Source organism: Neobacillus canaveralius (genome assembly GCF_047237705.1).
Classification (GTDB): domain Bacteria; phylum Bacillota; class Bacilli; order Bacillales; family Cytobacillaceae; genus Neobacillus; species Neobacillus niacini_K.
This window is the reverse complement of the sequence record NZ_JBDFLL010000001.1, coordinates 331,075-355,918: the sequence shown is the minus strand read 5'-3', so window position 1 is coordinate 355,918 and position 24,844 is coordinate 331,075. Positions and strand designations below refer to the sequence as shown.

General features: G+C 41.8%; 26 protein-coding genes. 5 read left to right on the top strand and 21 right to left on the bottom strand.

What is annotated here, in order from left to right; all coding sequences use genetic code 11:
- Positions 1-235 precede the first annotated feature (235 nt).
- Positions 236-508: a sporulation transcriptional regulator SpoIIID gene (spoIIID, locus tag ABC255_RS01760; protein ID WP_007086083.1), complete on the bottom strand. Its 273-nt coding sequence runs from the start codon at positions 506-508 to the stop codon at positions 236-238.
- Between the two features lie 517 nt (positions 509-1,025).
- Here spoIIID and ABC255_RS01755 point away from each other — a divergent pair.
- Complete coding sequence (locus tag ABC255_RS01755) at positions 1,026-1,331, top strand: MGMT family protein (protein ID WP_412991066.1); 306 nt, start codon at positions 1,026-1,028, stop codon at positions 1,329-1,331.
- Positions 1,332-1,346: 15 nt separating this feature from the next.
- Here ABC255_RS01755 and ABC255_RS01750 read toward each other — a convergent pair whose 3' ends face one another.
- The 4 genes from ABC255_RS01750 to spoIIQ form a co-directional block, all read right to left on the bottom strand.
- On the bottom strand, positions 1,347-1,793 hold the full coding sequence (locus ABC255_RS01750; RefSeq protein WP_412991065.1) for a hypothetical protein: 447 nt from the start codon (positions 1,791-1,793) through the stop codon (positions 1,347-1,349).
- Between the two features lie 16 nt (positions 1,794-1,809).
- Positions 1,810-2,574, bottom strand: a complete 765-nt coding sequence (locus ABC255_RS01745) for a hypothetical protein (RefSeq protein WP_412991064.1) — start codon at positions 2,572-2,574, stop codon at positions 1,810-1,812.
- A gap of 88 nt (positions 2,575-2,662) precedes the next feature.
- Positions 2,663-4,663 carry a penicillin-binding transpeptidase domain-containing protein gene (locus ABC255_RS01740; protein WP_412991063.1) on the bottom strand — a complete coding sequence of 667 codons (2,001 nt, stop codon included), beginning with the start codon at positions 4,661-4,663 and terminating at the stop codon, positions 2,663-2,665.
- A gap of 204 nt (positions 4,664-4,867) precedes the next feature.
- A complete protein-coding gene (spoIIQ, locus tag ABC255_RS01735; RefSeq protein ID WP_412991062.1) occupies positions 4,868-5,770 on the bottom strand; it encodes a stage II sporulation protein SpoIIQ in 903 nt (300 codons plus the stop codon).
- Between the two features lie 102 nt (positions 5,771-5,872).
- On the opposite strand from spoIIQ, the gene ABC255_RS01730 reads away from it, so the two are divergent.
- Positions 5,873-6,307, top strand: a complete 435-nt coding sequence (locus ABC255_RS01730; RefSeq protein ID WP_487247422.1) for a VanZ family protein — start codon at positions 5,873-5,875, stop codon at positions 6,305-6,307.
- 34 nt (positions 6,308-6,341) lie between these two features.
- Here the strand turns inward: ABC255_RS01730 and ABC255_RS01725 are convergent, their stop codons facing one another.
- The 7 genes from ABC255_RS01725 to ABC255_RS01695 form a co-directional block, all read right to left on the bottom strand.
- Positions 6,342-7,268, bottom strand: a complete 927-nt coding sequence (locus tag ABC255_RS01725; RefSeq protein ID WP_412991060.1) for a nuclease-related domain-containing protein — start codon at positions 7,266-7,268, stop codon at positions 6,342-6,344.
- A gap of 714 nt (positions 7,269-7,982) precedes the next feature.
- Positions 7,983-9,017: a stage II sporulation protein D gene (gene spoIID / locus ABC255_RS01720; protein ID WP_412991059.1), complete on the bottom strand. Its 1,035-nt coding sequence runs from the start codon at positions 9,015-9,017 to the stop codon at positions 7,983-7,985.
- A 167-nt stretch (positions 9,018-9,184) separates the two neighbouring features.
- Positions 9,185-10,495 carry a UDP-N-acetylglucosamine 1-carboxyvinyltransferase gene (gene murA / locus ABC255_RS01715; RefSeq protein WP_412991058.1) on the bottom strand — a complete coding sequence of 437 codons (1,311 nt, stop codon included), beginning with the start codon at positions 10,493-10,495 and terminating at the stop codon, positions 9,185-9,187.
- 32 nt (positions 10,496-10,527) lie between these two features.
- Positions 10,528-11,274 carry a YwmB family TATA-box binding protein gene (locus ABC255_RS01710; RefSeq protein ID WP_412991057.1) on the bottom strand — a complete coding sequence of 249 codons (747 nt, stop codon included), beginning with the start codon at positions 11,272-11,274 and terminating at the stop codon, positions 10,528-10,530.
- Positions 11,275-11,569: 295 nt separating this feature from the next.
- The gene (locus tag ABC255_RS01705) at positions 11,570-11,827 is read right to left on the bottom strand and encodes a DUF1146 family protein (protein WP_412998449.1); all 258 of its coding nucleotides are present in this window, start codon (positions 11,825-11,827) and stop codon (positions 11,570-11,572) included.
- 226 nt (positions 11,828-12,053) lie between these two features.
- Positions 12,054-12,233, bottom strand: a complete 180-nt coding sequence (locus ABC255_RS01700; protein WP_412991056.1) for a hypothetical protein — start codon at positions 12,231-12,233, stop codon at positions 12,054-12,056.
- A gap of 36 nt (positions 12,234-12,269) precedes the next feature.
- Complete coding sequence (locus ABC255_RS01695; protein WP_412991055.1) at positions 12,270-12,596, bottom strand: YflT domain-containing protein; 327 nt, start codon at positions 12,594-12,596, stop codon at positions 12,270-12,272.
- 169 nt (positions 12,597-12,765) lie between these two features.
- Here ABC255_RS01695 and ABC255_RS01690 point away from each other — a divergent pair, with 169 nt between their 5' ends.
- Complete coding sequence (locus ABC255_RS01690; protein WP_412991054.1) at positions 12,766-12,975, top strand: IDEAL domain-containing protein; 210 nt, start codon at positions 12,766-12,768, stop codon at positions 12,973-12,975.
- Positions 12,976-13,043: 68 nt separating this feature from the next.
- Positions 13,044-13,295: a GlsB/YeaQ/YmgE family stress response membrane protein gene (locus ABC255_RS01685; RefSeq protein ID WP_412991053.1), complete on the top strand. Its 252-nt coding sequence runs from the start codon at positions 13,044-13,046 to the stop codon at positions 13,293-13,295.
- Positions 13,296-14,338: 1,043 nt separating this feature from the next.
- Here ABC255_RS01685 and cls read toward each other — a convergent pair.
- The 3 genes from cls to ABC255_RS01670 form a co-directional block, all read right to left on the bottom strand.
- Positions 14,339-15,838 carry a cardiolipin synthase gene (cls, locus tag ABC255_RS01680; RefSeq protein WP_412991052.1) on the bottom strand — a complete coding sequence of 500 codons (1,500 nt, stop codon included), beginning with the start codon at positions 15,836-15,838 and terminating at the stop codon, positions 14,339-14,341.
- 82 nt (positions 15,839-15,920) lie between these two features.
- Positions 15,921-16,781 carry a CheR family methyltransferase gene (locus ABC255_RS01675; protein WP_412998448.1) on the bottom strand — a complete coding sequence of 287 codons (861 nt, stop codon included), beginning with the start codon at positions 16,779-16,781 and terminating at the stop codon, positions 15,921-15,923.
- A gap of 8 nt (positions 16,782-16,789) precedes the next feature.
- Positions 16,790-19,570: an ATP-binding protein gene (locus ABC255_RS01670; protein ID WP_412991051.1), complete on the bottom strand. Its 2,781-nt coding sequence runs from the start codon at positions 19,568-19,570 to the stop codon at positions 16,790-16,792.
- A 169-nt stretch (positions 19,571-19,739) separates the two neighbouring features.
- Between ABC255_RS01670 and ABC255_RS01665 the strand changes: the two genes are divergently transcribed.
- The gene (locus tag ABC255_RS01665; RefSeq protein ID WP_412991050.1) at positions 19,740-20,213 is read left to right on the top strand and encodes a Dps family protein; all 474 of its coding nucleotides are present in this window, start codon (positions 19,740-19,742) and stop codon (positions 20,211-20,213) included.
- Between the two features lie 40 nt (positions 20,214-20,253).
- Here the strand turns inward: ABC255_RS01665 and ABC255_RS01660 are convergent, their stop codons facing one another.
- The 6 genes from ABC255_RS01660 to ABC255_RS01635 all read right to left on the bottom strand — a co-directional run bounded on the left by ABC255_RS01660 (position 20,254) and on the right by ABC255_RS01635 (position 24,738).
- Complete coding sequence (locus ABC255_RS01660) at positions 20,254-21,402, bottom strand: PP2C family protein-serine/threonine phosphatase (protein WP_412998447.1); 1,149 nt, start codon at positions 21,400-21,402, stop codon at positions 20,254-20,256.
- 78 nt (positions 21,403-21,480) lie between these two features.
- A complete protein-coding gene (gene sigB / locus ABC255_RS01655; protein ID WP_412991049.1) occupies positions 21,481-22,272 on the bottom strand; it encodes an RNA polymerase sigma factor SigB in 792 nt (263 codons plus the stop codon).
- Complete coding sequence (rsbW, locus tag ABC255_RS01650) at positions 22,238-22,720, bottom strand: anti-sigma B factor RsbW (protein WP_412991048.1); 483 nt, start codon at positions 22,718-22,720, stop codon at positions 22,238-22,240. The genes sigB and rsbW overlap by 35 nt, the downstream gene beginning before the upstream one ends.
- On the bottom strand, positions 22,717-23,049 hold the full coding sequence (locus ABC255_RS01645; RefSeq protein WP_412991047.1) for an anti-sigma factor antagonist: 333 nt from the start codon (positions 23,047-23,049) through the stop codon (positions 22,717-22,719). The genes rsbW and ABC255_RS01645 overlap by 4 nt, the downstream gene beginning before the upstream one ends.
- Before the next feature lie 230 nt (positions 23,050-23,279).
- Entirely contained in the window at positions 23,280-23,636 is a 357-nt protein-coding gene (locus ABC255_RS01640; RefSeq protein ID WP_412991046.1) for a hypothetical protein, read from the bottom strand.
- A gap of 169 nt (positions 23,637-23,805) precedes the next feature.
- On the bottom strand, positions 23,806-24,738 hold the full coding sequence (locus ABC255_RS01635) for a magnesium transporter CorA family protein (RefSeq protein WP_412991045.1): 933 nt from the start codon (positions 24,736-24,738) through the stop codon (positions 23,806-23,808).
- Between the last annotated feature and the right edge of the window lie 106 nt (positions 24,739-24,844).

Sequence of the window (24,844 nt, the reverse complement as noted above, 5' to 3'; positions counted from 1 at the left end):
AACGGTCATACTTTCCTAATTGCTAATTGTATCATATTCCATAAAAATTCCATACTATTATCCTAAAAAACGTAGAAATTTGTCGGAAAAAATTTCTTGAAAGAGAATGAATGCCTTTTTAACTATTAAAAATGGCCCTTTCCCCGACTTTCTTAGAATGCTCCAAGAAGTCATTGAAAATGGCCATTTTAAAACATTTTTACATATCTGCGAAGATACCTTCGGAAAAGACGGCCTATTTAACGGCCTCACCTTCTTTTTCTTCCTTCTGGTACTTCATTTTCGTTGCCTCTCCACCCCGGAGATGTCTAATCGATTTATGATAATCTAAAATCTCTTTTACCTCATTTGCCAGCTCAGGATTAATTTCAGGAAGCCTCTCTGTTAAATCTTTATGGACAGTACTTTTGGATACGCCAAACTCCTTCGCAATGACACGAACCGTTTTTCTCGTCTCCACGATATACTTTCCAATCTTGATAGTTCTCTCTTTGATGTAATCGTGCACACCACTCGCCCTCCCTAAATTGGATGTGAGAAGTGCGAAATGAGACCCGCTTATCACTAAGACGAAATACTGCAACCGCATGCTGCATAAACTAAGCTAACCCTCATGCGCCAGAAAGCATTGCTGCTTTCTGATCGATACAATGAATAATCATGTCCCCAACTAATTCTACAAAAGCCTCAAACGACTCTTCACCTCAAACACTCTCTTTGTAAAGGTTTGTAACCATTTTATTAGCTTGGATACGGGAATATGCACGAATTATCCAACAAGGACAAGACTACACGTAAATTTTTAGAAAAATCGGACACTTTCATCGAAAAATAATTCCTCTGTTTCTTTTTTCGACAGCACTTCAAAAACGTTTTAACACGCATTGTAATAGGATTAATAAAGGAAATATAAACTAAATTACATTATTTCCTGAGAAATTTGTCGCGGCCAAATGTCGAATGAAAATTTTACTGAAAATAATTTTATTCTATAATAGGACTAGCAGATAGAAAGGAAATGACAGATGCAGCCTTTTACAGAAAGAGTTATTGAGATAATAAAAGCAATCCCCGAAGGAAAAATCATGACCTATGGACAAATTGCCAGAGAGGCTGGGAGCCCGCGTGCGGCACGTCAGGTTGTCCGTGCCCTGCATTCGATGAGCAAGAAGCATCGCCTTCCCTGGCACCGTGTCGTCAACGGTAAGGGACAAATTGCCCTCCAGGACGATGAATCCTATCATGAACAGCTTTTCTCACTCGAGAGTGAAGGAATTCAAGTGGGATTGAACGGCACGATTGACCTCGGAAAATACCAATACCACCCATAGGCAATGGGTGGTATTTTAGATCTTTGTTAAACCAAGAGCGAGATGGTCCCATAATATTTTTTCAACCATTTCCCACTTTTGCTCCTCACACCGAACCATAAGAACAATTTCTGATGTGATATTTTTGCTGCCCCGTTTATTTTTTTTAAGCATGAGCATTTTTATAAGAAATCCCAGAAGAATTCCCGAAATAGCTCCAATGATTCCCCAAAGAATCGGTCCCCATTCCAGTTCATATCCGTATATTGCGCCAAGCAGCATCAAACAGGTTCCTAAAATCATCGGACCGTCAAATAAACTAAATCCATCAGATTTATGAATACTATCAAACAGTCCTCTTTGTTCCTTCCGCTTATCAAGCGGGGCCGCTAAAATTAATTCCTTTGAGATCCCCTGCTCCTCCAGTGCTGTAATCGCTAACTCAATATAAATAGAATTCTCAAATGTAGCAATAACAAACATCCACTCATCTCACTTCTTAAAAAGGAAATTTGAACTCTTTCTTTTGGTAATTTGCTCGTAAAAATTTTTTCATCTCTATTTCAAATAGATTATTGTAATCAATAGTCCCCACGTATGCGTCGTAATGGATAAAAAAATAGATGGAGGGTAAATACATGGCCCATTGCATGTGTAAAATTTGTTTAGCTAAGTCAAAATCTCCCATCATGGTAAGATGAATAGCCTGTGGCAAATGCCCAAAATACATGATTGCCACTGTGTAAGCAAAGATAAAAAATCCAGCAATGACTTTATGAATATATAAATGCCCTAGACCTGGGAACATCACCGACCAAAGAACGGCCACCCAAGGTTTTCGCTTATCCAGAAAATTAATATCCCACGCACCCATCGATACCGGCTGTATAGGTGCGTCCTCTCGATCGGCTAAAATATATTGTTTGTTTAAGTCGACAGTCGTTCGATAACCATCCCATATTCCAAACATATAAATGGCGACATAAAGAATCAGCCATTGTTCATCTATCACATCCATGGCTTTTGCAAAGTCACCTGTTAACGAATAAAATATTCCAAGATTTACTTTTGCATTGTGATTAATAAAGGTTTCCCAAAGGATGAGAATAAAACCAGCAATGTAACGATGAAGCAATAAATGGCCAAAGCCTGGGTAAGAAAATGAAAAAAAGGCTACCACCCACGGGTTCCTTGGGTAAAGCACAGTGGTTGTAAATTGGGATAAGAGCGCCCTTTGTCTTCGGACTTCGTGATATTGGCTCAATTTGGTTCTCCTGTCTTTTAAATATTATTTTTGCTTAATATCGGCGCAAATATCCTAAAAAAAAACAGAAACCAATGACTGGTTTCTGTTACTTGAGTTTCATATAAACATTTTTTACTTTTTTCACAGGAATCTGAGAACCACCGCGATCCAAAACATTTTCGACCATCATTGCGACCATCAAACTAGGTGAGTTGGTGTTGTAGGCAATGAACCAGCCGTTCTCCGTCCCTTTTTCGCCTTGCTTTAATTTGATTTCAGCCGTACCGGTTTTACCTGCTAACGGATAGTCAGCCATATCTGCTGCATGCGCTGTACCTTCTGAGTCACCGACAACCTTTCTTAACTGTGATGAAACTGTTGTAGCAATCTCAGGTGAAACGACTTGCTTTTCACTTTTTTCAGTGTCTAGTACAAGACTTGGTTTAATCATATTGCCACCGTTCACAAATGGAGTATAGGTCTGCAGTAAATGAACGATACTCATTTGAATTTGCCCCTGACCGTACCCTGAGTCTGCTAAGGCATTTTCTTTATCCAGATTCCCAATCGTTGATTTTTCTAGCGGGAATGGATAATCAGACTCTACTTCAAAGCCAAATTCCTTCAACCCAGCACTGAATGTGTCTTTGCCAATTCCTAATGCAGTCTGCGCAAAATAAATATTATCAGAGTAAACCATTGCTTTTTCTAAATTTACTGGGCTAGCTTCATGGACTCTCGTCACAAAATAATTTCCCCATGAGGCATCCTTTTGCCATTTTAAACCCTTAATATCCATTGTTTGCTCCGGGGTAATAATGTTATTCTTGAGCCCGATAGAAGCCGTGAGTGGCTTAAACACAGAACCTGGTGCATATGCCTTATTAAATCTGGTTGTCATCGGCTTTTGCGGGTTTTCCTGAAGCTGGTTCCACTCGTCACTTGAGAAGCCCAGGGTTGCCTGATTTGGGTCAAATGATGGCGAGCTGACAAGTGCCAGCGTCTCACCCGATATAGGGTCTATCGCCGCTCCTGCGCCTGCCTCACCAACAAGCTCTGCATAAAGATTGTTCTGCAAGTCGATATCGATGGTAAGCTTTATATCCTGACCATTTTCAACTGCCTTTTCAGCAAGTAATTCCGTGCTGCCATCAGGTTTCTTAATCGTAATTTTTACACCGCTCTTCCCTTTCAGCTGCTCGTCAAAGACTTCCTCAAGCCCTCTTTTTCCAATGAAATCGGTACTTGTATAGCCTTTATCCTTAAGCTTTTCAAGCTCTTCAGCAGTAATCGAGCCCACATAGCCGATCAAATGCGCCGCAGCTTCCTTATATGGATAAATGCGCGCTCCCACCTTTTTCGTTTGCACCGGTTCTAAGGCAACTAATTGAGCGATACGCTCCGTATCGTCCATCGATACCTTCTTTAACGGCACAAACAAATCTGGCTTCACCCAGCTGGCGGTAATCGCCTTCTCGATTTGCTCTGGTGTCATTTTTAATAGGCTGGATAGTTGCTGAATGACGGGCTCCTTCTGTCCCTCAAGCTTACCCGGAACCACACCCACTTCGTACACCTGTCCATTCACAGCCAATCCGTTACCGGCACGGTCAAAGATTTGCCCGCGTGCTGGCGTCGTATTGCTAATGCCAATCTTGTCGCCATCCTTCAATTGTGGAAAGATATACGTTGTGTTCCAATCGACATACCAGTTATTCTTTTTATCGCGTTCTTCTTTTTTCATCTTAGCACTGTGTGTAAATTTGATTTCTCCGGCGATGCTGTTCATCGATGCGGAAAAATCATAAGAGACAGTGTCTTCATCCTTTGCCAGCTCTTCTTCTTCGCCCGGTTTATCGAAGGTTATCTTGAGGTCTTTAATTTGTAGGTCATCGTAGATTTTTTGATAGCGGTTCGTGAAGTCTTCCTTCGAAATGACCTCTTTGGAACCCTCTGTGAGGTAATCATACATCTTATCAAACTTTTGTTCATTCCAAAGCTTTATGTACGCGTCAAACTGGTCCTCGGGTGTCGGCTCCTTACTGCAGCCAGCTGCCACCATTACGAATAGTGTGGCCATGAACAGCAGCCCAATGATCTTTTTCAAAAAAACTCCCCCCTTTTATACCCATTTTAACATATTTAGGTAAAGGTTGTTTTTGAAAAGATTGATGTTAAAATCCTAAAGCCGATTTTAACGTAGGATAAACTATTTTGTGCTTGAAATAAAGATTGCAAGCTATTTTCTTAAGAAAAGAACCTAGGCAAAAAAAAAAGAGGAAGGTAGATTCCCCTTTCCCCTTTGTTCCAATTAAGAGTTTGTTTTTTCTGTAGACTCAGAAGAATTGTCATCGGATGGAGTTCCTTCATCAGAAGGAGTTTCATCTTTTGATGGAGCTTCCTTTTTAGATGGAGTTTCTTCTTTGGATGGTGTTTCTTCTTTTGCCGGAGCTTCATCTTCACCAGTTGGTTCTTCTATCATTTGTTGCTTTGCATTCTCTACTGATTTTTGTTCCGTTGTATTAGCGTCATGTAAATCACTTACTGGTTTATTGAAAAACTTAGTCGGATTAACCGCTACACCATCTTTACGGATTTCAAAATGTACATGCGTTCCAGATTCTTCATCAAACAAGCTTTGTCCAGCCATGGCAATTACTTGTGATTGTTTTACTTTTTCGCCAACCTTAACCTTCACATCTTTAACCGATTGATATTGTGTTACAATACCTTTATCGTGTTCGATTTCAATGACATTTCCAAGGGTAGCGTCTTCTTCAACTCTAGTAACTGTTCCACTAAGTGCCGATACGACGTCGAATGTTTCGCCATCTTTGGATGTGAAGTCAACACCAGTATGCGGAACATACGTATTGTTGTAAAATACTAATGCTGCTTCCTGTTTGTCTTCACTTGCGTTGAAATCATAGAATTCCATTTTGACAACTGCATCCATTGGATTTTTCACAGGCATTTTCAAGTTTTCTAAGCTCGAGTTAACTTCAAGTGCCGGAGCGTCGTTCTTCTTACCTGTTAGGTCTGAAGACTCATAATCGTACTTGTCAGTTGCGTTGTCGCTGCTTTGATACCAAAGGACTGCTGTCAGAATGATTGCTGCACTTGCGATATAAATGGCTGGAAATACCCAACGCTTTTTGAAAAAGCGTGTAACACTGGAACTTTGAGAAGATCGTTTGTTTTCTTCCTCTCTCATTTTCATCACCTCAGCAATCATTCTGAACAGATAAGTAGAATTATATACACTAGTGAAAAAATTTTTTGTACTTATTTTTCGATAAACCATATTTTTTTATGCATGAAGGAGGAAATTTTTTTGAAATACGTATTACGACTACTTCCCATTGCCTATATGGCGACGATTTGGATTATGTCGAGTCTGCCATCGAATCACTTTGTCGAACTCCCGGATTCAGAGATTGACCACTTTATCAAAGAATCCCTGCATTTAATAGAGTTCGCGATTTTGTATGTATTGCTAGTTTTAGCCTTCCTCACACGCGAGCGTGGGTTTAGCGCGCGATTAAACGTGCTCTGTGCGGTCATAGCAGGACTATACGGACTTACAGACGAGATTCACCAATCCTTCTACTCTTACCGCTCATCGTCCTTGTTTGACCTTGTAAAAGACGTCACCGGGATCCTAGTGTGCTTTTATTTTATTCGAGGAGCGTTGTTTAAAGGTCGGTTTGTGAGGTTAGGGAAGGTACTTGGGTTCGTGAGGAAATTTTAATGGTAGCCACTGCGGGGTTCACGCGGTGGTTTTTTTATTTGGTTGTTGGTTGGTGATAGACTCGGCCTTTGAACTTCCCTGTCCATGGTAGATTCATGACAGCAAGCAATTGATGAATGATTTTTCGGGATTTGATCTGTAGAAGTTTGCGCGCCTCTGCATTTGTAATAGAAGGTTTAATGAGAAGGAAATAATCGAGAATTGTTTGGTGGTGAGCCGTTTTTGATTTCATTTTGCACATGGGGCAGCTCCATGTTCCAGCATGATATCTCATTGGAGCAGAGTTGCATTTTGTTTCGTGGCAATGGACACCAATTTTTAGGTCTTCAGAAGACAGCTTGAAGTGTTGCAAGAGATCCGGGTTATCAGGGGTGTTTTTTGCTAATAGAAGGCGATTCATTTTTCTTAATTCCTTTTCCTCTACTATTTCGGTTTTATATTGTTTTTCAATTTGTTCGATCTTCTCAATCAATTGCTCGCTGTTACAAACACTTCTACTGTATTTATGGTCATAATCGATGTGAATTTTGGATTTTTCATTACTATTTACAAAAAGATAAAGGATGGGGATGTCGGTGAAATGGTGTTCTGCCAACCAGCGTTTTAGCTTTATCGATTGCACTTTTGCTTGGAGGATGGGATTTTTCGTCCGTTTGCCTTCGATGGTTACCTGATTGAGCAGCTTGGCAAAATGCCAATCTTTTGATCTGTTTTTTACTTCTATCACGAGTATGAAACGGGGACATACAAGAAGGATATCAATTTGGAAAAAATATTTTCCTAATGGAAGACGGATATCATGATAAATCCTGTAATCTTCATTTGAAGCCAGGTCCAAGTGGAACATAACCGACTCTTCCCCTCGAAAACCTAACAGCCAATTGTTATATTGCGTTAAAAATTCGTACCTTTGCCAATGATTATTCTCTACACTCCTTAAAAGTGCCTCAAACTTTTCCAATCTTAATGATGGCTTGCAATCTTTCATTATCAATTGCATCATTCCTTTCTGTTTTCTAACTAATTCAGCTAACCTAGCAATGAATCCTTCTTAAACTTGTGTCAGATTTATGAGCATTGGTTTGATACGTGCCGATGCTGGGATTTACATGCCAAATTTTTAGTTTACGTGCCTTTTTCTATATTTACGTGCCAAAATCCTGTTTTACGTGCCAAACTCACTAAAAAGCCTGGCGAATGCCGGGCCCAGGTCATTGTATTTGAATTATAAACAAGTTCGAGGCGATTTCCTTACCTTGTCCATTGACCTAGGTATAAAAATAAATGACCTTTTTTAGGAAAACCCCTCTTTCGTGCCGATTCTGAGATTTACGTACCAAATTTTTAGTTTACGTGCCGTTTTCTATATTTACGTGCCAAAATCCTGTTTTACGTGCCTAACTCACTAAAAAGCCTGGCAAATGCCGGGACCAGGTCATTGTATTTGAATTATAAACAAGTTCGAGGCGATTTCTTTACCTTGTCCATTGACCTAGGTATAAAAATAAATGACCTTTTTTTAGGAAAACCCCTCTTACGAGCCAATTCTGAGATTTACGTGCCAAATTTTTAGTTTACGTGCCGTTTTCTATATTTACGTGCCAAATCGACCACTTAACGTGCCAGCCCACTCAAAACAAAATAGCCAGGCTACAGCCTGGCTCCCCTCAACTAGTTATTTCTGCGCCGTAATCGTAGCAATCATACTATCCGCTGAAGTCACTTCAACTCCCTGATAATAATGCTTCACGATCTCTTGATAATCCTTCCCATCAGCAGCCATACCATTAGCACCGTACTGGCTCATGCCGACGCCGTGTCCGAAGCCACGGGTGGTAATCACAATGCTGTTGCCCTTCCTCTCCCAATCAAAATCCGATGACTTTAAATCCAATTTTTCACGAATTTCTTTTCCGGTCAGGACCTTGCCGCTGAAATCAACTTTCGCAACTCGCTTGCCGGTAGTGCGTTCCACAATTTTTCCAATTGTCCCGCTTGCTCCCACCTTGACACCAAGGGCCGCTTCGAATTGTTTTACAGTGACTTCCTTAACAGAATTGAATTTCGGTGAATTTTTGTCCCATGGGCTAGAAACGCTGCGAAGGTAAGGCATTTCATTGTTCCAGTAGTCCTCAGAATTTTCCGTATAGCCATTGCTGGTGGAGAAGAAGGAGGCGTCGATTGCTTGACCGTCGTAGGTTAAGATTTGACCGCTCGTGGCGCGTACAGCAGAAAGGATCTTCGAATAGTTCGATTCAAATTCCATTCCCCAGTTATCTCTCATTTGCGCTTCGCTAAGATAGACCTGATGGAGCTGGGTGTCCGTTACCTGTGCACCTTCAGGAACATCTACATTGTCTTTGCTGAGCATTTTTTTAACAATATACGTCCTCGCTGTCAGAGCTTGTGCCTTCAAGGCTTCCTCCTTGAACTCAACCGGCATTTCTGCTGCGACCACGCCAACAAGATAGTCTTCTAGTGGAACGTTATCGATTTGTCCTGCAGAGGAGCGGTAGACCGCGACTTCTACTGCGGCGTCTGCTGTCGAATTGTTTGCAGTTTCGTTATTTGGGGCCTTGTTGGATAGGTCTTCACCTAATTTGCCGCTAACCTTCCCATCCCCAAATGGCAATACTAGAACCGCCGGAATGAGCAGTGTGAGGGCAAATAAGAATGACGCTAGTAGGATGAGTGGTTTGAATTTTTTCATGTAGGAGCCTCCAATTATGAAATTTGCGCACCCCAACCTGGGCTGCTTTCTCATTCCATCATATGGAGGCGGACAAGCATTTATGACTAAAAAAAGATGACTGAATTTTCTAAAAACCACATATACATATAATAAAAACCGAAGAGATATACTCTTCGGCTCATAATTTAAGCATTCAAATCTGTAATATAACTTTTCACTTCAGGAAAAACTTCGTCTGCTTCCTTAACGCGTTCAATATCTGCGCCTAATGAAGCTAATTTTCCATGAAAGTCTACGTAACCACGGTCTAAATGTTTTAGTTCCGTTACGCGGGTATTACCTTCAGAAACCAACCCTGTTAAAATCAGAGCAGCAGCGGCACGAAGGTCTGTTGAAGTAACTTCTGCACCTTGTAAGTTTGAAGGTCCGTTTAGAATAACAGAACGTCCTTCAATCTTAATATCGGCATTCATCCGGCGGAATTCCTCAACATGCATGAAGCGGTTTTCAAATACCGTTTCTGTAATCATGGATGTGCCTTCTGCACGAAGCAATAGGGCCATCATTTGTGATTGCATATCCGTAGGGAAGCCAGGATGAGGCATTGTTTTAATATCAACAGCTTTAAGCTTTTCAGGACCGATGACGCGGACGCCATCACCTTCCTCAATAATCGTAACACCCATTTCTTCCATTTTTGCAATTAAAGAAGATAGGTGTTCAGGTACAGCACCTTGTACCAATACATTTCCGCCCGTAATCGCACTAGCAACCATGAAAGTTCCAGCTTCAATACGGTCAGGAATAATATTGTGGTCAGCACCAAACAATATATCGACACCTTCAATACGAAGAGTGCCCGTGCCTGCGCCTCGGACATTTGCCCCCATTTTATTCAAGAAGTTCGCTAAGTCAACGATTTCCGGTTCCTTTGCTACGTTCTCAATGACAGTGGTTCCCTTAGCTAACGTTGCAGCCATCATAATATTTTCGGTTGCACCGACACTTGGGAAATCCAAGTAAATCTTTGCTCCCTTTAAGCGACCGTCAACCTCTGCTTCGATAAATCCATTACCAACCTTAACCTTTGCGCCCATTGCTTCAAAACCTTTAAGATGCTGGTCAATCGGTCTAGAACCAATCGCACATCCGCCTGGCAGTGCTACACGTGCACGGCCATTGCGCGCTAGTAGTGATCCCATCACAAGGACAGATGCACGCATTTTACGAACATATTCAAACGGCGCTTCTTCTTTCAACACTCTAGATGCATCAACGACAACTGTATTATTGTCAAAGGCAACCTCCGCATTCAGGTTGCGCAATACTTCATTAATTGTGTATACATCGGAGAGTGTAGGTACATCACGAATTACACTTTTTCCGTCACTTGCTAATAATGTGGCAGCGAGTACAGGCAGGACCGCATTTTTTGCACCTTCTACTTTTACGGTTCCATATAGCCTTTGTCCGCCGCGGACGATGATCTTTTCCAAGAGTATTCCCCTCCGCGTCCATTTTCTCTATATTAATATTCAATCGTAATGATTGGTGTGCCAACTACAATGGTAGTCTTACCGCCCAATCCTTCGGAGCGTATCCCAATTTGTAAATTCATGTCCCGCGCTATGGAGTGTGTTAGTCTTGGCGAGTTCGCCGATACAGACATGAAATTATCCTCTTTTAACGCTTCGATTTCTTTCGCATCAAAAATTTCCATTAAATCACTTGCGATTGTCGGAACAGCTTTATCCATCTTATCACTGATGCTACCCTTCATACCAGAGAAAATTGTTGGATTTCCTCGAAATATGTCTGAAAGCCTATTTTTGACTTGATCCTTCGTGAAAAAGGACTCCATCTCCTTATTCCACTCGTTACCGCTGACCCTATATACTATATACGCATTAACAGGTTGTTTTGTGTGGGTGGTCATAATCTGAAGCATTTCTGTGTGGTGTTTAGAAGTTGGAGATACTGCTGTTACTTCCCATTTGTCGCTGGTCGCGCTACGAGACCAATCCCAATCAGGAAACTTTTGCTGAAGCTCCTTAACATATTCCTGCACTTCTTTCTCTGTAGTCAGGTCAACCAAATGCTCCCGTGCATAAAACGACCATTCTTCGAGCAAAATATCTTCTGTTTGAAAAGCGTCAGCGATTTTTTCCAAATCCAGATCACTGCTGGCTGCCGCCAACCGACTGCCAAGCACCGCCATCAAACCAACCATCATCATTAAACTTATGCTAAAAAGTACCTTTGTTTTTCTCTTCATCTCTACTCTCCCCCTTACTACCATTGTTACCAAGGGGAGGGATAGCATACTTGGGAAATGTCGACACTTTTGGACAAGCTTTTTGAAGCAGAAGATCTTTTTTAAAAGAACTCAATTCCTGCGTCAGATAGGTTCAAGTTTTTGCATTTCGTTACTCTCGTGAAGTCATTTTAATTTGCTTAACTATATATCCATCTATTTTCTAAGTTGTTAACTTTTTCTTGAAGATTGCACTTTTTTTCACACAAAGAGAATTGTACTCAATTTTTCTCAAAAAAGATACATGTACGAAGACCTAAATTTTTACCAGTTGTATGTATTGTAGTATTAATGGCAGCTGCCTTGACCATGAAAGGTAGTCCAGGAAAAAATTACTAACCGATGATCCAATAACTATGGCCAATAATATATAAAGTAATCGCGCTTGAAAAACATGATTTGGTTTCAGCAGCTTATCCAAGCGAATCGACTGCAGCGCCCACCACGCCAACGCAATAAACACCAGATGCGAAAAAATACTCAACAACGCAACCTGTCCAAAATTCTCCATCAATTCCCTCCTTTTGGTGCACCCTTTTTTTCGGTGCCCCTTTTCGGTGCCTGTCACCATTTATGCAAAACACTACATTTATGCATAAAAAAGGTGCATACCGTACTGACGGATGAGAACATGAAATGTTTCGTTTTTATTATAGCAAATTTTTAACGCATTAACTGCCTAAACACTGGTTATGTGCGAAACAATCAGTGTTTAGGCAGTTAATAAGTGTCTTTGACGTTTAGATTCCATTCCAAATCCTGCTGATTCTTAACGGAACGTAAACTCTGTCCCCATGGATCTCCTTGTGAATAATTGGTGTCTTAAAATATTGCATGAATGACTGGCTCTCGCTATTTTTATGTCTGGCTCGTTTACGCATACCTTTTAATTTCTCAACACTTTGATTCGACTTTTTCATGATTTTTTCACCTCATTATTTTTTTAGTTCATTTTATTAAGCCAATGTAGTTGCAACAACAACGATTTTCCCATGATCCATTTGTTCTTCACATCGCTCCGCTGCCGCTGCTGATAACCCTAGTGACTCTAACTTTGAACGAAGTTCATTACCTCTCGAACGGAATACGTTTGTTATTGATTCAAAAAACCCCTGCTCCCCAACACCTATAGCGCTTATGTTTAGTGCATCTGTGAGATGTTCAGAACGATTTTCGTCATGTGCGAATAAATAAATTTCATCCTTTGTGAATCCCTCCATCATGAAATGAGCGATTTCCCTTTTAGCTTGGACTCCATTTTCTACAATCTTTAAGTTTTCCATATTCATTCCTCCTCGAGTATATGATTTGCCAGCTATCGTGCCAGCTTGTACCAGTTATATATCCACATCTTTAATCAACCAAACCTATTTTTTTAAAAAGTTTGAATCAACAGATATTGGGGTATCTAACCATTAGTTATTTTATAAAAAGGATTATGGGAGGTATAAGATGAGGAAAAAGGCAGAGTTAATTACAAAGATCAGTTTGTTAAAACAAAAAATCGATCAGTGTCTAGATGTCCGGGATCGGGAGGGCTTCATTCAATTATCTTACGAATTAAAGGTTTGCCAGCGTTATCTGGGAACGCTTATGAACAACCCTGAGAACCGCTTAAAGGGACGACTTGAACAAAATCGTGATAAGTTTTTTCATTTTTAAGTTTAGCTGCTGAAATTTCGGGTATTTAACAACCAAGCTCAATGAAAAAAAAGAAAGGAGAGATTTTCATGGGATTTATTTGGTCATTAATTATTGGAGGAATTATCGGTTGGTTGGCAGGACTGATTCTGGGGCGTGATGTTCCAGGCGGAGTGATTGGAAATATCATTGCAGGTTTTATCGGAGCCTGGATTGGTTCTATGTTAGGGGGATGGGGACCTGTCATTGGAGGATTTTACATTTTACCAGCACTCCTCGGCGCCATTGTCTTCGTGCTTATCCTAAGCGTTGTGTTGAAAATGATCAGACGAAAAGCATAATATAGAACGAAAAGAAGACTGCAGTTCTTGGCTGCAGTCTTCTTTTTTTACTGTTTAGAATTGGATCATGAAGATAGCCAGGCCCCAAGCTGGCTTTCAGTGATGAGTTAAGCGGGCTGAATTTGTTAGGACGATAAACATGGACAAAATGCAGATAAAATAGAATCTATGCAGGTAAGTGAACAATATCCGCAGGTAAAGATCCCATTTTGGCAGGTAAGCGAATTTTATATAAAAAAGGTCATTAAAAAAGCACACCTCAATCAAAAATCCGCACTTATTTTCGAGTAAATTATCCATATATAGGAAAATAGAGCAACAAAGCCTGGCCGCAGCCTGCCTTTTCCAGTAACGAGTTGGGTTACTGAATTTGTTAGGACGATAAACAAGTGCAAAATGCAGATAAAATGGATTTTATGCAGGTATCCGACTCAAATCCGCAGGTAAAGACCACCTTTTGGCCGGTACAAGTATTTCCAATAAAATAGGTATCTAAAAATCGTAACTCGAGCCAGAATCCTCTCATAATTCCAAGCACATTACCCATATATAGGAAATATAACCACCAAAGCCAGACCTCAGTCTGGCTTTTTCAATTACATGTTAGGGTACTGAATTTGTTAGGACGATAAACATAGACAAAATGCAGATAAAATGGATTTTATGCAGGTATCCGACTCAAATCCGCAGGTAAAGACCGCATTTTGGCAGGTACAAGGATCACTATTAAAATAGGTATCTAAAAATCCGTAGCTCGAGCCAGAATCCTCTCATAATTCCAAGCAGAATACCCATATATAGGAAATACAACCACCTAAGCCAGACCCTAGCCTGGCTTTTTCAATGACGTGTTAGGTTGCTGAATTTGTTAGGACGATAAACTTAGACAAAATGCAGATAAAACAGAATCTATGCAGGTAAGCCACCGAAATCGGCAGGTAGAGACCTCCTTTTGGCAGGTAAAGCTAAGCGACTTACAAAGGGATCAGCATCATAACCCCCATCCCCTAATGAGATACGACTAAAGATACCTCTCTACCACATTAAAGCACCCCGGAAAACAGCCGGGCAAAGGACTCCTTCCATTTAACGCCTAAACCTCTTTTGTAGAACGCAACCGGTCTTACCCGCCTGCATTCTTTGAGGTCCTCTTCAAAATGACTCACAAGGTCGTCAATACTGCCTGAGCCTGTTAGAAACAAATTAACCTCAAAATTCAAATGAAAACTGCGCAGATCCATATTCGCTGTTCCAATCGTAGCCATAGCACCATCAACAATAACCACTTTTTTATGTAAGAAGCCTTTTTGGTAGGTGTAGAGCTGGGCACCCGCACGAAGTAGTTCAGGAAAATAGGATTGGGTGGCATATTGGGTTAGAAATCCGTCATTACTCTCAGGCACCATCAGCCGAACTTGAATGCCCTTTTTCGCAGCCACCTTCAATGCTGTCATAATCGCCTGGTTTGGAATAAAGTACGGTGTCGCAATCCAGATCGATTCTGTTGCGCTCGAAATCATCCCATAAAAATGATCACCCATGTCCCGGGTTTCCGGCCCACTAGCGACTACGTGGACAAGACCGTCCCCCTTAACCGGCTCCGACACGAGATACCGGGGATTTTCAAACAATTTCTCTCCACTGACATACTTCCAATCTAATAAAAAAACGGCATGTAATGTCTGGACCGCTTCTCCTTCCAGCAAAACATGCGTATCACACCAAAAACCAAACTTATCATCCTCACCAAGATATTCCACTCCCACATTCAATCCGCCAACAAATCCAATTTTTCCATCAATGACAATTATTTTTCGATGATTGCGGAAATTAAACTTTTGCGTAAACCATCCAAAGCTAAGCGGCAGAAAAGGGTGAATTTGAATCCCGGAGTCGGCCATTTTCCTTTTATCCTGCTCGGAAAGGGCGAAACTTCCGAGCGCGTCGTAAATCAGTCTGACATCCACTCCTTCCTTAACTTTCTCGGCCAGGATTTCCATCAGTTCCTGCCCCAGCCGGTCATAGCGAAATATATAATACTCTAAATGTATAAAGTCCTTCGCTTCCTTTAATCTCTGTTTCACCTCTTGAAAGGTTTCCTCGCCGTTTTTTAATATTTTGGTCCTCGTATTCTGGCTTTGATTGGTTAAGGTCACCCGTTCGAGATAGCTGACAAAACCTCGTTGTTGATCATTGAGCATAGCCGGCACCTCAACTGACCGCTTGTCTTTACCCAGTGCCTCAAACAGCTCGCGGTCGCTTGCACGCTTGCTTTTAAAAAGTTTCCCTTTAAAGAGCAATTGACCTGAATAGATATAGAAAATATAGCCCACTACTGGTACAAAGATTAACAGGCATGTCCATAAAAGTGTTTTTGCTACAGGCCTATTTTGAAGCCATAAATCTGTTACCGTGCATAAAATGATACCTGCATACAAGCTGATAGCTATGGCTTTCCACCAAAAAGGGAATCTTGTAAATAGAACCATCCAGCAGAAGAAAAACATGATTATGACAAAGAATATCTCGATTCTTATTTTCATCCAGTTCCCCTCACAGTCTTTTTAAAAAGAAATACCCTTCCCTCGACCCTATCAAACATAAAAAAAGATACCTGGCTTTAGCTCAGGCATCTACTTTCTTCCGATATATCTTTTCACTAGAATTAAATTCTACGTATTTCATCCCCTTCGGCATACCGAGAAGCGATTCTTTACTTCCGAGTCCAATGAATCCGCCGTCAGCCAGGCTGTCATAAAACAGACCATGAACCTGTTGCTGGAGGGTGTTATCAAAATAAATCATGACATTGCGGCATAGTATCACATGAAATTCATTAAACGAGCTGTCACTCACCAAATTGTGCTGGGCAAAAGTGAGGTTTTCGTTCAAGCTGGGTGAAAAATAAGCAAACTGATGGTCCGTCGTATAGTACTCAGAAAACGCCATTTTCCCACCCGCTTTCAAGTAATTTTTCGTATATTGCTGCATCTTTTTCAATGGAAATGCTCCCTTTTGCGCAGCGGTAAGGGCTTTTTCATTCATGTCTGTTGCGTAGATTTTCGTTTTCTCTCGAAGACCCTCCTCCTGCAGCAGGATTGCCATGGAATAAACCTCCTCACCGGTGGCGCAGCCTGCATGCCATATCCTGACCTCAGGAAGCTCCCGAAGCAATGGCACCACTTCGCTACGAAATGCCCCGAAAAAACTAGGATCCCGGTACATTTCCGTCATCCGTATGGAAAAATCATTTAACAGATGCTCCAAAACTTCTGGTTCGTGGAGCACTTTTTCCAATAATGCCGTAATGGTCGGAAGCCTCTCCGCCTTCATCCGGTTTAGGATCCTCCGGCAAATCGAACCCCTGACATAGCCTCGGAAGTCATATCCATACATTTGATACAAGCCCTCAAGCAGCAATTTGATTTCTATTTCCTGAAGCTCAGTTGGCTCCAGCTGATTGATGTCTGTTACAAATCCCTTGATTGCTTCGTTCAATCTTGACTCACCTGCTCGGTCAGCCACACCCGCATTAGCGAGAATAGCTGATTGATATTTAATGGTTTCATAATATAATCGGAAGCACCTGCCTCCATACACTTATCACGTTCACCTTTCATCGCCTTGGCCGTCAGCGCAATAATCGGCAGTCTGTCCATTTCCAAGTCCTGCCTGATGACCTTCATCGCTTCATAGCCGCCCATCACCGGCATCATGATATCCATGAACACTAAGTCAAAATCTGCTTGCTCCTGTATAAATTCAATCGCCCGCTTCCCGTTCTCGGCGACTTGAACCTTAATTCCCTTTTTCTCAAGAGCGGTTACAAGTGCATATACATTCCGACGATCATCCTCTACCAACAGTACTTTCTTTCCTTTAAACAACTGGTCATCAGAAGCCTCTGCTTCCACTACCAGATCCGTTTCTGTTCCTTCGTTGGCAGGTTGCTGTTCCTCTGTCACCTCACTCACACTTACCGCCACCTCATCTAGCGCCAGTTTCTCAAGCTGAAGAGGATATTCCGCGGCCTCTAGACTGCAAGGAATATACAGGATAAACGTACTTCCTTTTTCCGGCTCGCTTTCAACCTGAATTGCACCCCCAAGTAAACGGGTAAATTCACGGCAAATCGATAACCCTAAACCAGTGCCGCCGTATTGCCGGTTGGTCGTACCATCTACCTGTTGAAATGCCTCGAAGATACTTTGCTGCTTCTCCTTTGCAATGCCGATTCCCGTATCCGTCACGGAGATGGCCAGCACCTGTTCCTCCATTTCGAGACCAGGCCATAGTTTCTCCACCTTTTCTGGTTGTGCAAGTTCAATGTTTACTGTTACAGAACCCTGTTCGGTAAACTTAAAGGCATTGGATAATAGATTTTTCCAAATTTGCTGCAAGCGCTGCCCGTCTGTCGTGATCACAGAAGGTACGTTTGCCGCGGTCACCACCTCAAAGGTGAGATTTTTTTTAGCTGCAACAGGATCAAACATGTTCTTCATCATTTGTGGAATTTCTGTCACATTCACTTCATCTGTTAAAATTTCAATTTTACCTGCTTCAATTTTTGATAAATCGAGGATATCATCAATCAGCCGCAGCAAATCACTTCCGGCCGTATAGATAACACGGGATGAATCCATCACTTCTGTACTGTCCATTTCCCCGTCAATTTCCATCAGCATTTGAGAAAGAATCAGAATACTATTTAATGGCGTGCGCAGCTCGTGAGACATATTCGCGAGAAAATCCGTTTTATACTGCGAGCTCATCTGCAGTTTCCTTGAATAGTCTTCTAGTTCATCCTTGGCTTTTTTCAAGTCAAACGCCCTTTGTTCAGCGAATTGCCTTTGTTCTTCTAAATATTCATTGGTAATCCGCAGCTGTTCCTGCTGCATTTGCAGCTCTTCCGATTGGGCTTGAAGTTCCTCTGACTGCGCCTGAAGTTCTTCGGTTAACACCTGTGATTCCCCGAGCAGCCTTTCCACTTCCATCCGGCCAGCAACATTGGTAATCGCGGAACCAAACTTATCCTGAAGCAGATCCAATAAGGTTAAATGCTGGGCCATAAACGGCTGAAACGCCGCGAACTCAACCACTGCTTCTACCCTGCCGTCCACCATAATCGGTGCAACCAAAAGATTTCGCGGAGACGATTCCCCTAACCCCGAAGCAACTTTGAAATGTTCATCTGGCAGCTTATCAATCAGGAAGATTCTTTTATCCATTGCCGCCTGGCCAATTAACCCTTCACCTAACCGGAAACTCGCCGCAGCCCTTTCCTCTGAGACCACAGCATACCCCGCCTCTTTCACATAACGCACTTCGCTGCCTTGATTTCTGCGTAGATAGACAACGCCGTAGACCGCCTTAAGCATAGGAGTAAGCTTGGTGATAAAGGCATGTGTCAATTCCGTCAGGTCGGTCATTCCCTGGTACATGGTCGAGATTTCCGACACGCTTTTCTGGATCCAATTCTGTTTCTCAAGACTTGTAAGAAGCTCGTTCATCGCTTCCGCAAGTTCACGGGTTTCATCGTGTGTACTGACCTCGATTCTGGTAGAGAGGTCTACCTCTGTCTCATTTGAATCCGTAACACTTTTAATCGTCCGGACAACCTGCTTGATTGTTTTTACAATGGAATTAGACAGGAATATCGCCGTTGCAATCGTAACCAACGTCACCATTATGATAAGCCCATACAACGTGATTTTTAAATTGTTATTGTCCTGATTCAGCTTCTCCACACGCTTGTTTGTTAGGTTCTTTTGATTTTCAAGGAAGGCATCAAAATGCGCCCGGAGTTCATCTGTTAATTTTTTACCTTGGTTCTTTTTAAAATACTCGTCTAATGCGCCCTGGTTATTTTCCCATTTTTGAATCACGACATATTCTGCCGAACCAGTAATCCAGTTCACTATCAGTGGTTTCATTTCTTCTAAATTCCGCTGCTGCGTCCCGTCATCACCCAACAGGGAGTGGAGGGTATTGTAGTTTTCGAGCCAGCTTCGGGTAGCTGTATTATAGGGCTCGAGGTACTCTGCATTGCCCGTAATCACATATCCTCTCATGCCTGTTTCAATATCTAAAACATTTTTTTGAATCTGATTTGCCAAATTGTGAACCTCAATATCGTGCTGTGATACGAAATCAACCTCTTTCTGCAAAGCCGACATCCGATCCATCACGATCAGCAGGGAGACAACTAAGCAAACCAAAATGAATAAATAGCCTGCAATAATTTTTGTGTGGATGTTGAAATGTAGTCCCTTCATTCTTTGCTTTCCCCCTTTGTAAAAAAAATGGATAACTCTATCATACCTTTTCTAGCATTCTCACCCAATGGGAATTTTGTCCCAACCTGCTTTCAAAAATTACTAGTTTCAAATCTACTAATCTGGGTATGTAATAAGTACACCACAAATTTGGAGGAGGTTAATAAACATGGCAACAACATCTACTAAAACAAAGTCAAAAGACAAAACGTTATCCGATACGCTCAACAGGCAGGTGGCGAACTTTTCGGTTCTTCATATGAAGCTGCACCATTTCCACTGGTATGTAAAAGGAGAGAACTTCTTCACCCTGCACGTTAAATTTGAGGAGCTTTACAAGGAAGCGGCTCTACATCTTGATACAATCGCGGAAAGAATGCTCGCACAAAGAGCATTACCGGTGGCAACCCTTACGGAGATCCTCGAACTTACGACACTTAAAGAGGCAACAGGTGATGAAGACGCGCAGCAAATGGTCCAATCACTGGCTGATGATTTTGAGATGATTTGTACTGAGCTGACAGAAGGTATCGCCCTTGCTGAAGAAAATGAGGACCAGCCTACAGAAGATCTACTAGTACACATTCGCACCTCATTAGAAAAGCACAGATGGATGTTTGAAGCTTACCTGGGCAAAAACTAATAAACATAACCGGGGTGTCAGCCAACAAGCTGACACCCTTTTATGATGAGGCATTTGTAGAAATTAAGACGAGACACATATCGTCTTTTGGAGGGTTTATTAGCTCCCAGCCTGGCTGCAGTTGATGAAGCAATGCCTCAGGGTCTTGCATATCCTTCGATTCCAAAGCACCAATCAGCTTGTCCGTTGCATCCTCATACTTATCCTCCAGCCATTCTGATAACCCGTCCGTGAACAACAGGATACGTGCCGACTCACGATAAGGAATGACCCCCTTGGTAACTTCAATCTCCTCAAAAAACCCAAGCGCACAAGAACCTTCTGTTAAAAGTTTCACTTCCTGATCCACAATCGCAATCCCCGCAGGATGACCCGCATTGACGTACTCAACGGTTTGTTTTTCCGTATCAAGGACAAAGTAAATCGCCGTGAAATAGTAGTTCATTAAACTGTCAGGGGTATGAAGCTGAATCATTCGCCTATTCAGTTCTTTCACGACCTTTTCGGGGTCAGCGATTCCAGTAATAGTATCTTTTAACGCAGAATAGATGTACATCCCGACAAGCGAGGAAGAAATCCCATGTCCCATCATATCTAGCAGAATGACTCCATATTGATTCGGGCTAATCTGATACCAGGCATAGAAGTCTCCGGCAAGCTCAAAGGTAGGTCTGTACACGGAAGAAATAGTGATATTTTTTTCCTTAAGGGGGCCGCTGAGCATACTTCTTTGCACCTGCCTAGCCAGGTCAAGATCATATTCAATTCGTCTGTCCCGTTCCTTCCGCAAATCTTTTTCCTGCTTTAACCGCAGAACGGAACGAATCCGGGCGAGGAGCTCGATTTTATTAATCGGTTTCATTACATAATCGAGGGCTCCCGCGTCCATCGCCTCGGCCATTATATTGGAATCTCCCATTGCTGTCACAAAAATAATCGGCAGGTCCGAAAACCGATCATTGGCCAATACTGTTCGGCAGGCTTCAATGCCATCAATTTCCGGCATCATCAAATCCATTAATATCAAGTCTACCGGCACATCGCCAGGATTAGGTATATCAAGCTGCAAATACTGATATAACTCCGCCGCAGATGACAGCAAAAGCAACCTATTATAGCCAGCTTTCCTCAGGATTTTCTCGACAATTATTAGATTTGTTTTATTATCATCTACAACGACAATCTTCATTGGCATTTGACTTCCCCACTTTTTCAAAAGATGAGCATGGTCCCCTTATTGGTGACAGGCACCGACTAGTGACACTTATTAGGTTGAAAAATCCTGGGGAGGGTTACTAGCAAGAACCTTCCGCAATTTTCCAATCGCCTTTTTTTGCAGACGGGATACATGCATTTGCGAAATTCCTAGGAATTCCCCCACTTCGCGCTGACTTTTGTTATCGATAAACGTCCACTGTATAATTTGCTTCTCCCTATCATCCAACACATGAAGAGCGCTCTCCACTAGCAGCTGCTGGTCGACTCTTTCGAACCCCTTGTCTTCTGATCCGATCACGTCTAATGGTGTAACCCCGCTGCCGTCGGAACCGGTCTCAATTGTTTGGTCCACCGATGCCGTTTGGTACCCTTTACCTAATTCCATTGTTTCCAGTACTTCCTCTTCAGAAATCCCTAAATACTCAGCGATTTCATAAATCTTGGGTGAGCGTTGATAGCGGTTGGTCAGCTCGTCCACTGCTCCATTTAATTTTGGCCAAGTTTCTTTTATTCGACGCGGTACATGGACATCCCACGTCTTGTCCCTTAAAAATCGTTTAATTTCACCAATTACCATCGGAATTAAATAGGCTTCAAATGGGTTCCCGGTATTAGGGTCGAACCGTCTAATACTCGATAATAACCCAATCATCCCTACCTGTACGATATCTTCATGCAAATTTCTGCCCTTTGAGTACTTTCTGGCAATGCTCCCAATCAGATTGGTGTACTGTTCCACTAACTGAATTTGGGCGGCCTCGCTCTCGTTCTCCTGAAAATCCAGGATCAAGGCATATACTTCTTCCTTAGTTCGTTTCGCGGTCTGAGGTGGCTTTGTCATGATTTTCACGCTCCTCGCTTAGGTACTTCACCATGAAGACCGTTACTCCGGAACGATTCAGAACACGGACTTCATCCATGAGCGTTTCGATCAGATACAGACCTAACCCTCCCTCTGTTAATTGGTCGACTGTACTTGACTCTGTATATGGGCCTAGTTCTTCTTTTGTTTGTAAAAAGTTAAAGCTTTGACCGCTGTCAGCTACCATTGTTTCTAACTTATCCTCGTAAATGCCGAAGCCGACAATCACTTCTCCGCTATCCTCTTGTGGATAGGCATGCTGAACCGCGTTGGTGCAGGCTTCACTAACGGCAATTTTAATATCCTCGATCTCCTCATATGTATAACCCATGCGGCTCGCTATTCCTGAAATCGTTAATCGAATCACACCCACATATTCTGGTTTGGCTGGAATCTTCATCTCAACATAATCCATCACGTGTTTCATCGTCCCCCATCCTCTGTATTGTCGGAAATATTCATAACATGACTTAAACCGGTAATGTGAAACAGACGCTTCAATCGGTCTGATAACTCAACCAGCTTTAGTTCCCCGTCATTTTTGTTCAGTTGCTTGAACATCCCTACAAACACTCCAAGTCCGGTACTGTCCAAGTAGGAGACTTCCTTTAGATTCACCGTAATTACTTTATTTTCGCCCTCTGTAAGAGGCAGTAACTCTTCCCTGAGCTTCGGCGCGGTATACGCATCAACTTCTCCACTAACACTCACGAATATTTCCTTATCATCCTCGTGCTTTTCTATATTTACTTTCATGTTATCACCTCTCCAAAATATTTACTGTTTACATACCCTTTTTAGTAAAAAGCCAAACCTATTTTTTAAAAATTTTTTAAAAAAATATTTTTCTAGCATTATACCAGAATTAGGAAGAGTTACGAATAGTAACAACTTCCTGGTAAATTTCTCACATACATGAAAGAGGCTTGCACCAATTTGTGCAAGCCTCTTATATATAGTAAAGGTAGTGTATGGTGGATTAAGAATTAGTAACGATTTTGATTGTTACTTTTATTTTGCGATTCGGAGGATGAATCTCCATCCCTTTGTTGAAATTCCGGATCTGCATTCTTGGATATCGAATCACCATATCTCTGCCTATCATTCTCTTGTTGGACATTTTCACCGCTTAAAAAGGCTGGGTCGTCATCTCTTGGCCCCTGCTGACGTGAAAGCTCTCGTAAATCTTCGACAATTCCATCGCCTGGGAATTCCTGCACCACCTGAGGATCTTCTCCATCGTTATATCCTGTTCGTCCTTTTTTGTTACTGCCCGTAAATTCGTTTTCATCCTTACGTTGTAAAGATTCCATTTCCTTGTCTTCAACATAATTTTTACCCATGATCGTTTCCTCCTTTTATTTTTTCAGATTGCTATTTTTCATTCCTACTGGTTTTACCGAACATGCAACCATACTTCAACCACCCTCCTTCTACTTATCGTGATTATCAGGTTAGCTAGTTTCTAACCTTGATAGTGTTATACCCGATAGGACAACTATCAAACCTTTTTCAGTGAAAAAATGAACCTTTCTTTTTCCCTTTTAAAAGATCCCCTGTCCAGCCCTTCGTTTTTAAGTATCCATAAAGTAGAGCTGTCGACAACACAATCGAAATAATAGAAACAAGATAACCGTACTTCCACTCGAGCTCTGGCATATGTTTAAAATTCATTCCCCATAGCGCCCCCAACGCCATAATCGGGGTAAAAACGATCGTCAGAACCGTTAAGGTTTTCATAATTTCATTTCCCCGATGGGAGGATATGACCTCTTCTAAATGAATAATAGAGTCTAATTCCTGCTCATACTCCCTCAGCAACACCATCGCTCGATCAATCCGTTTGCATGTACGGATAAAGATTTCTCCGTTGTTGACTGCAGGAAAATTGGTTTCATCTATAGCCATTTTCAGTTCCTGGACCGGTATCAACAGATTTTTACAAACCATTAGTTCATGCCGCTGTTGAAAGACATGTTCCAAGATCCGCATTTCGTTCCTTTTTTTCACGCCCCACATCAGCTTATGGAGTGACTCCTCAAACTGGTCAATCTCTGCCAGTAAATCATTAACCAGTTCTCCTAGCAAAAATAAAAACCCATCGACTGCATTCTCCGTTTTATTTAACTGCCGCAGCATTACTTCAGGTTCTAATTGTTTAAAAGAGGTAAACTCTAAATCAACGGTAAATAATGTATTGCATGTTATATAGAAATGAAAAATTCGCTGATCTTCTTCCTCATTGACATTTTGCCGATAAATAAGCGACCCATTTACGACCCTTTCCCCATCGATCATCCCATTTACCTTCACACAATTGTTGTTATTTTTCCGAACATTCATTAACCAGTTTGATAGCATGGTCTCCTGATCCCATACTGCATTCAGCATATTCATATTTAATTGAACCCATTTCCACTGATCAAAATTGATATTTCTCTCCAACCTGACCCCTCCTCCCATACCTACCCTTTGATTCCCCTAAAAAGAGCAAACCAAACGTAAAAAAATGTTTAATAGAGAAATGAAACGGGTATGTTCAAAATAAGTC

Coding starts and splice junctions, on each gene's coding strand:
- spoIID (WP_412991059.1), bottom strand. CDS start 9,017: ATGAAAAAATTCAAACCACTCATCCTACTAGCGTCATTCTTATTTGCC.
- ABC255_RS01670 (WP_412991051.1), bottom strand. CDS start 19,570: ATGAAGGGACTACATTTCAACATCCACACAAAAATTATTGCAGGCTAT.
- ABC255_RS01700 (WP_412991056.1), bottom strand. CDS start 12,233: ATGAAAAAGTCGAATCAAAGTGTTGAGAAATTAAAAGGTATGCGTAAA.
- ABC255_RS01685 (WP_412991053.1), top strand. CDS start 13,044: ATGGGATTTATTTGGTCATTAATTATTGGAGGAATTATCGGTTGGTTG.
- ABC255_RS01710 (WP_412991057.1), bottom strand. CDS start 11,274: ATGAAGAGAAAAACAAAGGTACTTTTTAGCATAAGTTTAATGATGATG.
- cls (WP_412991052.1), bottom strand. CDS start 15,838: ATGAAAATAAGAATCGAGATATTCTTTGTCATAATCATGTTTTTCTTC.
- spoIIQ (WP_412991062.1), bottom strand. CDS start 5,770: ATGAGAGAGGAAGAAAACAAACGATCTTCTCAAAGTTCCAGTGTTACA.
- ABC255_RS01665 (WP_412991050.1), top strand. CDS start 19,740: ATGGCAACAACATCTACTAAAACAAAGTCAAAAGACAAAACGTTATCC.
- ABC255_RS01755 (WP_412991066.1), top strand. CDS start 1,026: ATGCAGCCTTTTACAGAAAGAGTTATTGAGATAATAAAAGCAATCCCC.
- ABC255_RS01640 (WP_412991046.1), bottom strand. CDS start 23,636: ATGGGTAAAAATTATGTTGAAGACAAGGAAATGGAATCTTTACAACGT.
- rsbW (WP_412991048.1), bottom strand. CDS start 22,720: ATGAAACACGTGATGGATTATGTTGAGATGAAGATTCCAGCCAAACCA.
- ABC255_RS01730 (WP_487247422.1), top strand. CDS start 5,873: ATGAAGGAGGAAATTTTTTTGAAATACGTATTACGACTACTTCCCATT.
- sigB (WP_412991049.1), bottom strand. CDS start 22,272: ATGACAAAGCCACCTCAGACCGCGAAACGAACTAAGGAAGAAGTATAT.
- ABC255_RS01660 (WP_412998447.1), bottom strand. CDS start 21,402: ATGAAGATTGTCGTTGTAGATGATAATAAAACAAATCTAATAATTGTC.
- ABC255_RS01750 (WP_412991065.1), bottom strand. CDS start 1,793: ATGTTTGTTATTGCTACATTTGAGAATTCTATTTATATTGAGTTAGCG.
- ABC255_RS01695 (WP_412991055.1), bottom strand. CDS start 12,596: ATGGAAAACTTAAAGATTGTAGAAAATGGAGTCCAAGCTAAAAGGGAA.
- ABC255_RS01645 (WP_412991047.1), bottom strand. CDS start 23,049: ATGAAAGTAAATATAGAAAAGCACGAGGATGATAAGGAAATATTCGTG.
- ABC255_RS01690 (WP_412991054.1), top strand. CDS start 12,766: ATGAGGAAAAAGGCAGAGTTAATTACAAAGATCAGTTTGTTAAAACAA.